Raw genomic sequence first — 13,585 nt, 5'->3', positions numbered from 1 at the left:
TGACAGTACGAACGGGGAGCACCCGGTACCGCCAGTGGGAAAGTGGGGATAACTCCGGCCGAGCAACTGCGTATCCCCGGCCAGCAGTTCCACAGGCCGACGGGCGGTCCCTTCTGCCAGCAGTTCGGCCGGACCAATCCGCCGCGCCCACCACAGCGCAGGCCGCTGGGGCCGCGAGCGGCGTAAAGGGCCCAGTAACGGAGTCGCGGCCGCGGCCGCCCGCAGCCTCCCGGTCAGGGGGTCCGCGCAAGCGCCGCGTCGAGTTCGGGTCCAGGCGGGACGGCAGCGGCTGGACATGGGCGACGGCAGAAGGCTATTCGGTGCCGGGTGTTAGCCTTGGGGACGAAACAGCACCGCCATGACGTAGCCGAAGATCACCGCCGCCGCTATGCCGGCGCTGGTGGAGGCCAGCCCGCCGGTGAATATGCCCAGCAGTCCCTGGCTCTCCATGGCCTTCAGGGTGCCCTGGGTCAGACTGTGACCGAAACCACTCAGGGGTATGGTGGCCCCCGCTCCCCCGAAGTCCACCAAGGGCTGGTACCATCCCAGGGCGCTCAAAACCGCACCGGCGGTGACGAAACCCACCAGCACGTGTCCGGTGGTAACGTTGAAGGGGGTGAGGTCCATAATGAGCTGGCCGATAAGGCAGATAAGGCCCCCCAGCAGGAAGGCTTTAAGCAGCATCACCGGTCTCCTCCTAGGTATTCCAGTACTACGGCATGGCCGATGGCAGGGATGGATTCGCCCTGGTACACGCTGATGGGGCTGAATAGGGCGCCGGTTCCCACGGCCAGCACCCGGTCACAGTCCGGGGCAGCCAGCCTCTGCAACAGGTACCCGGCAGTAACCACCGCCGAACAGGCGCACCCGGAACCGCCGGCGTGGACGTCCTGATCCTCAGAATAGATGAGCAGCCCACAGTCGGTGTAGTTGGGGCCGAGGTCGTAACCCTGGGCCTTGGCCAGTTGGACCGCCAGCCCGCTTCCCACCCTCCCCAGGTCGCCGGTCAGGACCAGGTTGTAGTCCTGAGGGCCGCGGTTGGTGTCCCGGAAATGGCGCACCAGGGTCTCCACCGCCGCCGGAGCCATAGCTCCACCGAGATCGGCCGCATCCTTCGCGCCCAGGTCGAGCACCCGGCCAATGGTGGCATGGGTGATCCTGGGGCCCTCTCCGTACCGGGAAACCAGGAGGGCCGCCGCCCCGGTCACCGTCCACTGGGCGGACAAGGGACGCTGGGTGCCCTGCTCGGTGGGCAGGCGGAACTGGCGCTCGGAGGTGCCGTAGTGGCTGGAGGTGGCAGCCACAACGTTGTCGGCAAAGCCCCCGTCCACCAGTATCGCCGCCAGGGCCAGGCCCTCGAACATGGTAGAGCAGGCGCCGTAGAGTCCCAGGAAGGGAATGTCGAATTGCTTGGCACTGTAGTTGGCAGAAATGGTCTGGTTGAGAAGGTCGCCGGCCAGGAGAAACTGGACCTCTTCCGGCCGCCTGCCCGCCTTGTCCAGCACCATCTGGATGGCCTCGGCCAGCATCTTCTGCTCGGCCTTCTCCCAGGAGGGCTCACCGTAATAGGTATCGGTGATGATCTTATCGTACGTGGACCCCAAGGGCCCCTGTCCCTCCTTTGGGCCCACGATGGAGGCCGAACCCGCCACTACCGGCGGCCGGGCAAACATCAGCGTGTGCTTTCCCACCCGCTTCTCCACAGCTGCGTCTCCCTTCCCTGGCTAGCTTTCCTCGGTCGCGAGCGGGCTATACTCCGGAGGGCTATAACGCGATCTCCTGGCCTTTCTGGGGATACACTACCCGGCAGACACCCTCAAAGCGGCGGAAAAAGTCCGGGCTCTGCGTATGCACCGGGACGAGCAGCCGGGGCCGGAGCGTTTCCACCATTTCCTCCAGGCCCGGACCGTGCACGTGGCCGCTGGCGTGAAACCCCGACTTTTCCCTTTCCCGGCCCAGGGTGCCGTAAAGCTCAAACCCGAAATGCCGTATCCAGTTGCGCACGCGCTCGTGATCCAGAAGCATTTCCTCGTCAAAGGCCTCGCTGGAGGAGTATAGGTAGGTCCCGCCCCCGGGGCTTATGTCGAGAAAGGCGTGAAAGTCGTAATAGGAAAAGCACAAGATGAGTTCACCCGCCCCGGCCCTCACCTCCCTGGCCCCCAACACCCTGTCCGGAGCCAGGCGGGAGAATCGCTCCAATACGTGCTTCTCCCACCCGGCCAGCACCGCCTTGGGCTTGGCGTAAAGGCAGATCCCCGGCTCGGTCTCCGGATCGGGCACGCCGGGCTCGCCTGCCGCGGTCAGGGCCTCGAGCAGGTAGAAGTCCTTGGCGGTGAGCACCAGCCGCCTGCCCGTGGCCCGGGCTATCTCCAGGAAAGAGAGCAGGCGTTCGACGTTGCGCGGCCCGAAGTCGGCCACCACCAGGCCCCGCGCCTCCCGGACCACCGCCAGCGAGTTCTCCTTTACTTCTTCTTCGCTCACCGGCCTTTCCACTTCCGGGTGGGTGCCTTCACAGATCAGGAATGCCGGTTCCAGTTCGGCCGCCTCCTGCAGGAAGCGGCGGGTGAGGTCGGCCCGCCGGCCGTGAAGCCGCAGGTCCCCGGTGTATACCACCCAGCCGGCCGAGGTGCGCACCCCCACGGCCACGGCCCCGGGAACCGAGTGATCCACCGGCCAGACCCGGAGCTCCAGCTCCCCCAGCTTCGTCCCGGTGCCGCACCCGGTCAGGTCCGGACCGGCCAGGCGGCGGGACCCGAAGGTCTGATCCCAGAAGCGAGCCGCGGCTTCGGAAAGCTCGTCCGGCCCGAATACCCGGTAGGGCCGCCGGCAGTAAGCCGTACGGCGAGGGTCCGCCGGCCGGAGCAGCCCTTCCCGCAGCTCCCTGGGAGCGGTATAGGAAACCTCCTGCAGCCGGGCGGCCGATCCCGTGTCCTGCAGCGCCTTGAGGATCAGGGCGGTAGTGAGGCTGGCGAACACCGGCAGATCGGCTCTCAGGTAGGAAAGGTAGCCGCAGTGATCGAGGTGGGCGTGGGTAAGCACGATTCCCTGAAGATCTAACCTCCGGCGCCAGGGATGATCCACGCAGGTGTCCCATACCCCCGGGTACTCCAGATCCGGCCGGTAGAGCCCCTCCAGGGGCGGCAGTATGCCCAGGGCCAGCAGGTCGAAAAAGCCGAAGGTGTTGCGGGGGCCCAGAAACTCGTCGAAGAACTTGGCCTCGGCGGAAAAGCTGGTGCCGAAATCCAGGAAGAGCGCCGCCGGGCCGTCTTCCAGCAAGATCTTGTTGCCGCCAATGCACCCCACGCCGTCGTAGAAGGTAAGCCGCACCGGCACGGTAACCCTCCCCCCTGCCGGCCTGCCGGTTGTACCCGCTGCGCGGGTCCCGGCCCCCTCGTACCGGCCCTCTCACCACCTAGAACCCAATTCTCGCCCCGGGAGAAGTCTCCTGCCGGTTGGACAGGTGCCTATTTCAGCACCCAGGTCAACAGTCCCATGAGGATGGCCGTGACCAGACCGTACACCAGGACCGGTCCGGCCACGGTAAACATCCGGGCGCCCACGCCGAATACGAAACCCTCGTGCTTGAATTCCATGGCCGGGGCCACGATGGAGTTGGCGAAGCCGGTAATGGGGACTATGGCCCCGGCCCCGCCCCACTTGGCCAGAGTGTCGTAAACTCCCAAACCGGTGAGTAGCGCGCCCAGGAAGACCATGATCATGGCCGTGGCCGTGGTGGCCTCGGCCGGGGACATGCCCGCGCCCACCAGCAGCAGCACTATCAGCTGGCCCAGGGCGCACAGAGCACCCCCCAGGATAAAGGCGGCCAGAGCGTTTCTCGCCACCGGCGGTTTGGGCTTGCTCTGGCCCACCAGTTTCTGATAGGCGGCCTGATCGTACTGCTGTTGCTGCCGCCTAAGCTGGCCATCCAACGGCTCGGGCATCGTGACTCACCCTGATTCTCTAGCCGGGCGCACCTTCGGCATAGGCAATCTTCACGTTGGCCTTGTACTCGGTCAGGCGGCCGTTGGCCACGTTGGCCGTAAAGTTGTATACCTCCACTCCGCTGATGTTGGGAATGGTGCGCGCGGCCTCGGCCACGGCGTTCTCCACCGCCTCCTGCCAGCTATTTGCCGATTCGCCCACGAGCTCGATTACCTTAACGTGCATTTCACCCTCACTGCCTCCTGCAAGTTTCTCGGCCGATGCTATTATCTGCGCCCGGCCTGCCGGGTATGCCGGCTCAATCGGCCTCCCGGGCCTCCAGGAATTTGCGGAGGTTGGCCAGGGCCTGCCTTTCCAGACGGGAGATCTGAACCTGGGAAAGGCCCATGATCTGGGCCACCTGAGACTGGGTATAGTCGGCAAAGAAGCGCAGCACGATGACCTGCCTCTGCTTCGGGGGCAGGCGTCGAATTATGTCTTTTAAGGCAATTCTGTCAAACCAGGTCGCACTTTGCGGAATATCGCCTAGCTGATCCAATCGGAGCAGCGGGTCTCCGTCGTCCTCGTATACCTTCTCGTGAATGGATTCCGGGGTCTGCAGGGCTTCCATGGCGGCCACGATCTCTTCCCTGGGTACCGAGAGCGCCTCGGCCAGTTCGGCCACCGAGGGTTCGCGACCCAGTTCCTTGCTGAGCTTCTCCTGCATGGCATGTACTCTCCAGGCAACCTCCCGCAGGGCGCGGCTTACCCTTACCGGGTGGTCGTCCCGCAGAAAGCGCCTTATCTCGCCCACAATCATGGGAACGGCGTAGGTGGAAAAGCGGACCTCGTAGGCGAGGTCAAACTTGTCTATGGCCTTAATGAGCCCGATGGTGCCCACCTGAAACAGGTCCTCCAGGTCGTATCCCCGGTGCTCAAAACGCCGCACCAGGTTGAAGACCAGCTTCAGGTGACAGTTTATCAGGGTCTGGCGGGCCTCCTGATTCCCTTCCCGGGCCCTGGCCAGGAGCTCGCGGGTCTGTTCCTCGGTCAGCATGGGGAACCGAGGGAGATTCATGTCGGAGAGAGAACCTGACATGGCCGTTCCTAGTTCTGGCGGGCGCAGGCCTGGAGGGGTTGGCCGAGACGCCTCACCAGTCTCACCGTAGTCCCCCGGCCGGGCGCGGAATCCACCTGCACCTCGTTCATAAAGGAACGCATGAAGATGAAGCCCAGGCCCACGTGGTCGCCTTCCGCAGCCCGGCCGGGCTCCAGGGCGGCGGCCACCTCGGCCATGCCTTTGCCCTCGTCGTTTACGATGATCTCCAGCGCGTCGGGATAAAGGTTACAGGCAATGCGGACCAGACCCGCCGCCTGGTTCTCGTATCCGTGTACGATGGCGTTGGTCACGGCCTCGGATACGGCCACCTTTATCTCTTCCAGGTCGTTGAGGGTGAAGTCCAGTTGCGAGGCGAAAGAGGCCACCGCCACCCTGGCCAGGCCCAGGTTCTCCTTGCGGCTCAAAAACTCAAGCCGCATGCTGTTGACAATCTCACTCATCCCCGCTCCCCCTTTCGAGGCTCCCCAGCGCCTCCTCCTCGCTACCGTAGAAACGCACCAACCGGTGCAGCCCGGCCAGGATTAACAGCCGGTTTACCGAAGGCGAAGGGTTTACAATGGCCACTTCTCCTCCCAGGGCCCTGAGGCGACGATAACGCCCGAGGATCACGCCCAGACCGGAGCTGTCGATGAAAGAAACCCGGGAAAGGTCCAGAACCAGGTTCTTGACCCCCCCGGCGGCCAGATGCCGTTCCAACTGGATCCGGAACCGGTCGGCTACCGATAAATCGAGCTCGCCTACCGGCCGGGCCACCAGGTTCCTTCCGTACACGTAGCAATCCAGTCGCACCCCGCTCCCCCCGTAAACCGCACTTCTCAAAACGGTATTCGCCGGGAAGACGGGGATTCCTTCTACATAGTGGCAGAATTTCCAAGAATCAGCACTCGGCCGAGCGATCTTCCCATCTCCTGCCAGAGTGTGGCCCGGGCCACCTCGGCTCCCGCCACCAGCGGCACCCGGCGTACCTCCCGGCCGTTCTTATATACTACGGCGGCACCTACCGGCTGCCCTTCCCTGACCGGAGCCCGGACCTCGGGATAGGTCTCCACCCTTACCTCTCCCTGCTCGCCGCCATCCTTGCGCAGGACCAGTCCCACCCTTTCCGCCGTCACGGCGGCCACCTTCTCGGCAGCTCCCTTGGCCACCCGAACCTGGGCTACCGGACGCCCGGCAGGGTAAAACTCCTGCCAGCGGTAACGGGCAAACCCGTAATTCAGGAGCTTCATGGATTCTACGAAGTGCCCCCGCGGTTTGCCCACCCCCAGAACCACGCTCACCAGCCGCAGACCGTCCCTTTCGGCTACGGCTACCAGAGTCCTGCCTGCCTCCGGGGTGGTCCCGGTCTTGAGACCCAACGTACCCGGGTACCACCAGAGGAGCTTGTTGGTGTTGTACAGGACCAGCTTGGGCTTTTCCCGGAAAGTATACTCCTTCACGCTGGTGAAGTCCGCTATCTCCGGTACCTGCTGCACCGCGTAGCGGGCCATCAGAGCCAGGTCCCGGGCGGTGGTGTAGTGTTCGGGATGGTGCAGTCCGTGACTGTTGACGAAGTGGGTGTTGAGGGCTCCCAATTCCTGGGCCTTGGCATTCATTTGCTCCACGAAGGCGGCCTCCGAGCCGGCCAGGTGCTCGGCCACCGCCGCGCTGGCGTCGTTGGCCGAGCCCACGGCTACGGCCAGAAGCATTTCCCTTAAGGTGAAGGCCTCCCCGGGTTCCAGCCACACCTGCGACCCACCGTAACCCGCAGCGTGCTCGCTGGTCACCACCCGGTCCTCCAGGCTGGCCCGTCCCTCCTTTACCGCCTCCAGGGCCAAGAGCAGGGTCATCACCTTGGTGGCGCTGGCCGGATACCACCGGGTGTCCGCCTCCTGCTCCAGCAGTACTTCCCCGGTCTCCGCCTCCATGAGTATGGCTCCCTTACCCTCAATCCGAGGCACCTGGGAAGCGGCGGCCTCGGCGGCGGCCCGGCCGGGGGTCGCCACCAGCCAGACAAAGAAAAGAATCCCTGCCGTACACCATCCAAGCCAACGCAAGGCCATTCCCTCCCGGCGTATTCCAGCTTAGGCTCCACCTCTAGCCTGACCGCCGGAAGGAGGTAATATGCGAGGCCTACGGCCGGGTTTCGTATACCAGCGGTTCCTCCTTGGGGGGCTCCTCGCCGATTTCCCAGGCCCCGGCGAGCCTTCGGGCCAGGCTTTCCGCCAGGCCGCGATCTTGCGCGTGCAGCCGGGCCAATACCTCTCCCTCGCCCACCCGATCGCCCACCTTGGCTTCCACCGTTATCCCCACCGCCGGATCGACCGGTTGCCCCAACACCTGTCTGCCCGCGCCCAGCGCCCGGGCGGTCTCGCCGATGGGCCTGGCGGCGACCCGCCGCACGTATCCCCCCCGGAGAGCCCTGACCGGTACCTGGTAGCGGGCCTCCGCTAGCCCGCCCGGTTCAAGGGCCTCCACCCGCCCCCCCTGCGCGGCCACCAGTTCCCGGAACTTTTCCCAGGCCCGCCCCTCGGCCAGGGCTCTTTCGGCCAGCGCCCTCCCCTCTTCTGCGGTGCGGACTTGGCCGGCCAGGAGCAGGAGCTGTGCGGTCAGCGCCAGGGAAAGCTCCCTTACGTCCGGCGGGCCGCCGCCCTGCAGTACCGCTGCCGCCTCCCGGACTTCCAGCGCGTTCCCTACCGCCCGGCCCAAGGGCTGGTCCATGCGGCTGAGCACGGCCACCGTGGGCCTTTCCGCCCGCCGGCCCAGCTCTACCATAGTCTGGGCCAGGCGTCTCGCCTCCTCCAGCCCGGGCAGGAACCCCCCCTCTCCCACCTTCACGTCCAGAACGATCACCTGGGCCCCGCCGGCGATCTTCTTGCTCATGATGCTGGCGGCTATCAAGGGGAGACAGTCGGTGGTGGAGGTGACGTCGCGCAGGGCGTAAAGCTTCCGATCCGCGGGCACCAGCTCCGCGGTGTGCCCGGCCACCACCACCCCCGTGCGCGCGGCCTGGGCAATTATCTCTTCCCGGGAAAGCTCCACCCGCAGGCCGGGGATGGCTTCAAGCTTGTCCAGAGTACCCCCGGTATGCCCCAGACTGCGGCCGGCGAGCTTAACCATCTTCAGCCCCAGGGCGGCTGCCAGGGGCGCCACCACCAGGGTGGTCTTGTCGCCGACCCCTCCGGTGCTGTGCTTGTCCACCTTAATGCCGGGAACTGCATCCAGGTTCAGGACCTCGCCGGATTGAACCAGAACCCGGGTCAGCGCCCAGGTCTCCTCGGCATCCAGGCCCCGGAAGTACACGGCCATCAGCCAGGCCGCCATCTGGTAGTCGGGGACGGTTCCCCTGAGGTAGCCCTCGACCAGGAAGGCGATCTCCTCCGGACCGTGCCTTCCCCCCCGCTGCTTGTGGGCAATCAGCCCCGCAACCCCGGTCATTTCTACCGCTCCTTCTCCGGCGATCCTCTCAGGAACTCGTCCAGCAGCCGATCCAGAGCCCGAGAGGCTTCGCGCGCCCGGCTTACCACCTGCTCGTGATCCGCAACCTCATCGGAGAAGAGAACGTTGGTCAGGCAGGAAATGCCCAGCACCCGCAGGCCCACCTGCCGGGCCACTATCACCTCGGGAACCGTGGACATGCCTACGGCATCCGCACCCGCCCGGCGCAGGAAGCGGGCCTCCGCCGGCGTCTCGTAGCTGGGGCCGGAAACGGCGGCATAGACTCCCTCCCGTAACCGCAGACCCGCCCGCCGGGCCGCCTCCACGGCCCACCGCCGCAACTCCGGATCGTAGGCCTGAGAAAGCTCGGGAAAGCGGGGGCCCAGACGCGGGTCGGTCAGTCCGCGCAGGGGATTGTCGCCCATGAAATTGAGGTGATCGCGGATGAGCATGAGTTCCCCCGCCTGCCAATCGCGTCTCAAGCCGCCGGCGGCGTTGGTAAGAACCAGGATCTCCCCTCCCAGGCCGGCGAAAACGCGGACCGGGAAGGTCACCTGGGCCAGAGAGTAACCCTCGTAGTAGTGCAGCCGGCCCCGGAAGACCAGAACCGGCCTGCCTCTCCAGTACCCGGCCGCCACCTGCCCCTGGTGCCCGGGAACCGTGGCCCGGGGAAAATGAGGGATTTCCGTGTAGGGCAGCGCGGCCTTTACCTCCAGCTCCGCAGCCACCTCGCCCAGGCCGGAACCCAGCACCAACCCCACCTCCGGCACCAGGCCCAGGCGGCCCCGAAGGCAGGCGACCGCCTCATCGACCGCCGTCCAGTCCGTCACCCATCTCCCCCCAAAAGCTTGTCCCGGCCTCAGGAGCCGGAAGCCCGAAAACTTCGGCCAGGGTAGCCGCTACGTCGGCAAAGGTTTCACGAGTTCCCAGATCTCTGGCTTCACCGTTCCCCGCCACCAGGGCCAGCAGCGGCACGTACTCGCGGGTATGGTCGGTCCCGGGAGTGGTGGGATCACATCCGTGGTCGGCGGTGATCACCAAGAAATCTCGGGGTCTGAGGGCGGAAATTATCTCCGGAACCCGGGCGTCGAACTGCTCCAGGGCGCGGGCGTAACCGACGGGGTCGTTGCGGTGCCCGTAAAGCATGTCGTAGTCCACGAGATTGGTGAAAACCAATCCCGAGGCCGACTGCTTCAGGGCCTCCAGCGTCTTTGCCACCCCGTCCTGGTTATCTTCGGTATGGTAGATCCGGGTCAGCCCCCGGCCGGCGAATATATCCTCTATCTTTCCGATACCCACCACCTCGTGCCCGTGTTCCTTGAGGCGGTCCAGGAGGGTAGGCCGGGGAGGCGGGAGGGAGAAATCCCGGCGCCGGGCGGTCCGATAGAAGGCCCCGGGGCGCCCCAGGAAGGGACGGGCGATCACCCGTCCCACGCCGTGTTTACCGGCCAGGAGGCGACGGGCAATAAGGCAGTACCGGTAGAGGTCCTCCACCGGTATCACTTCTTCGTGGGCGGCGATCTGAAATACCGAGTCGGCAGAGGTATACACTATGGGATAACCGGTCCTGAGGTGTTGCTCCCCCAACTCGGCAATTATCTCCGTCCCCGAGGCGGGCCGGTTCCCCAGCACCGGTCGACCTATCGCCTGCTCAAAGGCGCCGATTATCTCCGGCGGAAAGCCGTCGGGATACACCGGAAAGGGGCGATCCAGGATAAGCCCCATGAGTTCCCAGTGGCCGCTGGTGGTGTCCTTACCGGCCGAGCGTTCGGCCATTTTTCCGTAGCTGGCCAGGGGACGAGGTTCGGGCGCCACCCCCGGCACGGCAAGGATGTTGCCCAGCCCCAGGCGGCCCAGGTGGGGCAGGTGCAGGCCCCCCACGGCCTCGGCTACGTGGACCAGCGTATTGGTCCCGGCGTCACCGTACCGGTCGGCGTCCGGAAGGGCGCCTACTCCGACACTGTCCAGAACGATAACCAGGGCTCGGGTCAACCGATCCTGCCTCCAGACCGGTTAGGCCCTCGGGTGGGTCTGCCGGTAGATTTCCCGCAGGTGGCGGCGCGTGAGATGGGTGTAGATCTGGGTGGTGGTTATGTCCGCGTGACCGAGGAGTTCCTGCACCACGCGCAGGTCGGCCCCGTTTTCCAACAGGTGGGTGGCGAAGGAGTGCCGCAGGGTGTGAGGCGTAATGTTGGTTCCTATATTGGCCTTGCGGGCGTACTTTTTCAGGATCTTCCAGAATCCCTGGCGGGTGAGGCGCTGGCCGTGGTGATTCACGAAGAGCGCCTCCACGCTGCGTTCCCTTACCAGCTGCGGCCGGGCACGCTCCAGGTACCGGCGCACCCAGTAGACGGCCACCGAGCCGACCGGCACCAGGCGTTCCTTCTGTCCCTTGCCCAGGCAACGCACGAAGCCCATCTCCAGGTTAATCTGCTCCACGTTTAGCGACACCAATTCCGATACCCGAAAGCCGGTGGCGTACAGCAGCTCCAGCATGGCCTTATCCCGCAGGCCCGACGCACGGCCGGTCTGGGGCTGCCCGAGCAGGAACTCTACCTCCTCCACGCTCAGCACCCGGGGCAGGCGACGTCCCATCCGCGGGGCCTCCAGCTCTGCGGTCGGGTCGCGCGCCACCACCTGCTCTCGCAGGAGAAAGTGGTAGAAGGCTTTGAGGGTGGCCAGGTGCCGGGAGATGGTGGTGGGCTTCCTTCCCTTCTGTTCCAGGGTCTGCAGGTAGGCCAGGATAAGGCCGGTGGTCCCTTCCTCCGCCCTGGCGGCCCGCTCGGCCAAGAAGCTGAGGTACTGCTGAAGGTCGTGATGATAGGAAACCAGTGAGTTCTCGGCCAGTCCGCGTTCAATGGCCAAGTAGTGCAAGAACCGATCTTCCCAACCGTCCATTTGATTCCCCGCTCCGCCAGCCATGCCGCTTACTAGTTCCACACCCGAATGCAGATTCCTTCTCCTCAACCGTACGTCCTGGATACGACCCAGCGCATCACTCCCGGGCTGAGATAGGCCTCAAGCAGACCGCCAACCGCCACCAGGGCCAGGGCCATTACCAGTACCGCCAGGTAGCCGCCCACCTGCTCCCACCAATTAAGCGGAAAGGAAAACCGGCCTCCCCGCAGAAGACGCAGGGATAGATTTATGGCCGCCGCTCCGGCCAAGAAGAAACCGGGGATGTAGAAGACATTCGGGGGAAGCACCGCCAGAGCGGAAATCAGCAGCCCGGCGGAGGCCTTCTCGGCAATCAGAAAGCCTACGGTAAAACCGAGGGTAAAGCCCCGCCAGGTGATGAGCGCCAGCACCACCGGCACGCCTATGGCGGTAAGTCCGAGGAATCCCAGCAGCAGGGTGAAGCCCAGATTCTGTACCCAGGCCTTACGCGCCAGCAACGATCCCTCCGGCGGAGCGGTGCTCAAGCCCGCCAGGGAAAGGTCCAGGAAGCCGGCAAGTTCCGCCGAGTGCTCCGGGCTCATCCCCCGCACCACCGCCGCACCCCCGATCAGGCCGCAGACGAAGAACAGCGTCAACCACAGGATAAGTCGCGGGTCCTCTCCCATCTTCAAACTTGTCTCCCCCCGGCGGGCCCTTGCCGTCCTTTCTTTCAATCCCTATGCCGCCGAGGAAAGAAACATGCTCCCCGCCCGTCGAGGCCTGCACCTGGCGGACGCCGAGTCCGGTGCCCCGCGAGGCTTTAGGTGCTCGGTGGAACCAGAACTGCCGGCGGAAACCGCGGATAACTCAGGGCCTGCAGGAGACGAAGCAGAAAGCGCGCGGCCAGCAGGTCCTCCAGCGAGCGGCCGCTTGCCGCCACCACGCATACGTCGCGGCTCTCCTGCCGGGCAACGGTCAGCGCCCGAACGGCCGCCCGTCTGGCCGGCTCCAAGCCTCGGGCCCGGTAGGTCCGGGCTACCGTGCCGGTGATCACCCTGCCGCCGGCGGTGAAGGCGGCGTCGTAGGCCACTCCCCCGCTGGCCGTGACCGCCACCACTACCTTCCCCTCTAAGGGGTGCAGGCGCGGGGTTTCCTTGCCCAGGTTGGGCACCACCGCCGCCACCCGGGCACCGGCGGCGCGCAACCCCGCCAGCACCGCACCCGCCTGCCGCAGGCGGTCGTTCCGGCAGCCCGCCCGGGGCTCGGCCACCACCACCACTTCTGCCCCCAGGGCCTGCGCCTCGCAACCGGCAGCGTAGCCTATCCCGGTGGGGCACACCCGCGCCGGTGGCCGGCGCAGGGTTGCTGCCGGGCTGGCTCCGAACACGGCCAGCGCCCCTGCGTCCAGCGCGCTTTCCAGCGTGGTAGACATGTCCACCACGTCCACGATCATTACCACCTGGCCCCTGCGGGCCGCCTCGGCCGCCCCGCTGGCGTCCGTGGCCAGATACAAACGCAGGCTCTCTTCCCTCCTCGCCCCGGCCTTCGGTTACCGGCGCCAGTATCTCAGGGAAAGAAGTCCCACCAGGGTCTTGGCATCGGCGATCTCGCCGCGCCGGGCCATTTCCAGGGCCTCCTCCAGAGGCACCCAATGGCCGGTGAGATTCTCGTCGGCGTCGGTGGCCGCCTTACCCTGACGCAGGCGGCCGGCCCAGAAGAGATGCAGCCTCTCGTTGCAGAAGCCCGGGCTGGAGTAGAATTGCGTTACCGGCACCCACTCCTCGGCCTCGAGGCCGGTTTCCTCCTTCAGTTCCCGCCGGGCGCAGGCCAGCGGCTCTTCTCCCTCTTCCAGGGTTCCGGCCGGCAACTCCCACAGCACCGCCTCCACCGGCTTCCGGAACTGGCGGACCAGCATGACCTCCTGCCGGTCGTTCAGGGCGGCGATGACCACCGCCCCCCGGTGCTCCACCACCTCTCGGGTGCTCTCCCTTCCGTCAGGCAGCCGCACCCGGTCCACGCGTACGCCGATCACCCTGCCGGAAAAGACCCTCGTGCTCTCCAGCGTCTTCTCCTCTCCCACCATCGACTGCGCGACCCCCTTCGCTGACTCCGTCCCGTACCCGGCGGCATCCCGCGGCCGGACAGCAACGCGCCATCAATATAGCGCTGCGGCCGCGCCCTTGACAAGGGCCCGCACACCTGAGTTATCCCCACTTTCCCACGGGCGGTACCGGGTGCTCCCCGTTCGTACTG

16 protein-coding genes are annotated in these 13,585 nt (G+C 65.8%); all 16 read right to left on the bottom strand.

Annotated features, from left to right (window positions below):
* Positions 1-330: 330 nt before the first annotated feature.
* A complete protein-coding gene (spoVAE, locus tag NUV99_11750; protein ID MCR4420763.1) occupies positions 331-684 on the bottom strand; it encodes a stage V sporulation protein AE in 354 nt (117 codons plus the stop codon).
* Positions 684-1,673, bottom strand: a complete 990-nt coding sequence (gene spoVAD, locus NUV99_11745) for a stage V sporulation protein AD (GenBank protein ID MCR4420762.1) — start codon at positions 1,671-1,673, stop codon at positions 684-686. Before spoVAD ends, spoVAE begins: the two co-directional genes overlap by 1 nt.
* Positions 1,674-1,764: 91 nt before the next feature.
* Positions 1,765-3,333, bottom strand: a complete 1,569-nt coding sequence (locus tag NUV99_11740) for an exonuclease (GenBank protein MCR4420761.1) — start codon at positions 3,331-3,333, stop codon at positions 1,765-1,767.
* A 131-nt stretch (positions 3,334-3,464) separates the two neighbouring features.
* Positions 3,465-3,941: a stage V sporulation protein AC gene (gene spoVAC, locus NUV99_11735; GenBank protein MCR4420760.1), complete on the bottom strand. Its 477-nt coding sequence runs from the start codon at positions 3,939-3,941 to the stop codon at positions 3,465-3,467.
* A 19-nt stretch (positions 3,942-3,960) separates the two neighbouring features.
* Positions 3,961-4,167: a dodecin family protein gene (locus tag NUV99_11730; protein MCR4420759.1), complete on the bottom strand. Its 207-nt coding sequence runs from the start codon at positions 4,165-4,167 to the stop codon at positions 3,961-3,963.
* A gap of 73 nt (positions 4,168-4,240) precedes the next feature.
* Positions 4,241-5,020, bottom strand: a complete 780-nt coding sequence (locus NUV99_11725; GenBank protein ID MCR4420758.1) for a SigF/SigG family RNA polymerase sporulation sigma factor — start codon at positions 5,018-5,020, stop codon at positions 4,241-4,243.
* An 8-nt stretch (positions 5,021-5,028) separates the two neighbouring features.
* Positions 5,029-5,481: an anti-sigma F factor gene (spoIIAB, locus tag NUV99_11720; protein ID MCR4420757.1), complete on the bottom strand. Its 453-nt coding sequence runs from the start codon at positions 5,479-5,481 to the stop codon at positions 5,029-5,031.
* Entirely contained in the window at positions 5,474-5,830 is a 357-nt protein-coding gene (locus NUV99_11715; protein MCR4420756.1) for an anti-sigma factor antagonist, read from the bottom strand. The genes spoIIAB and NUV99_11715 overlap by 8 nt, the downstream gene beginning before the upstream one ends.
* Positions 5,831-5,892: 62 nt before the next feature.
* On the bottom strand, positions 5,893-7,074 hold the full coding sequence (locus tag NUV99_11710) for a D-alanyl-D-alanine carboxypeptidase (protein MCR4420755.1): 1,182 nt from the start codon (positions 7,072-7,074) through the stop codon (positions 5,893-5,895).
* Between the two features lie 76 nt (positions 7,075-7,150).
* On the bottom strand, positions 7,151-8,455 hold the full coding sequence (locus NUV99_11705; GenBank protein ID MCR4420754.1) for a thymidine phosphorylase: 1,305 nt from the start codon (positions 8,453-8,455) through the stop codon (positions 7,151-7,153).
* A 2-nt stretch (positions 8,456-8,457) separates the two neighbouring features.
* Positions 8,458-9,285 (bottom strand): purine-nucleoside phosphorylase, encoded by an 828-nt coding sequence (locus tag NUV99_11700; protein MCR4420753.1) that lies wholly within the window; start codon positions 9,283-9,285, stop codon positions 8,458-8,460.
* Positions 9,260-10,447, bottom strand: coding sequence for a phosphopentomutase (locus NUV99_11695; protein MCR4420752.1), 1,188 nt, complete (start codon positions 10,445-10,447; stop codon positions 9,260-9,262). The genes NUV99_11700 and NUV99_11695 overlap by 26 nt, the downstream gene beginning before the upstream one ends.
* Before the next feature lie 21 nt (positions 10,448-10,468).
* Entirely contained in the window at positions 10,469-11,353 is an 885-nt protein-coding gene (gene xerD / locus NUV99_11690; GenBank protein MCR4420751.1) for a site-specific tyrosine recombinase XerD, read from the bottom strand.
* 65 nt (positions 11,354-11,418) lie between these two features.
* The gene (spoIIM, locus tag NUV99_11685) at positions 11,419-12,018 is read right to left on the bottom strand and encodes a stage II sporulation protein M (GenBank protein ID MCR4420750.1); all 600 of its coding nucleotides are present in this window, start codon (positions 12,016-12,018) and stop codon (positions 11,419-11,421) included.
* A gap of 134 nt (positions 12,019-12,152) precedes the next feature.
* Complete coding sequence (locus NUV99_11680) at positions 12,153-12,845, bottom strand: hypothetical protein (protein ID MCR4420749.1); 693 nt, start codon at positions 12,843-12,845, stop codon at positions 12,153-12,155.
* Between the two features lie 36 nt (positions 12,846-12,881).
* The gene (locus NUV99_11675; protein MCR4420748.1) at positions 12,882-13,415 is read right to left on the bottom strand and encodes an NUDIX hydrolase; all 534 of its coding nucleotides are present in this window, start codon (positions 13,413-13,415) and stop codon (positions 12,882-12,884) included.
* Positions 13,416-13,585: the final 170 nt, after the last annotated feature.

The organism is Clostridia bacterium, assembly GCA_024653205.1.
Lineage (GTDB): Bacteria > Bacillota > DSM-521 > Neomoorellales > SLTJ01 > JANLFO01.
This window is presented reverse-complemented; position numbering and strand designations above follow the sequence as displayed.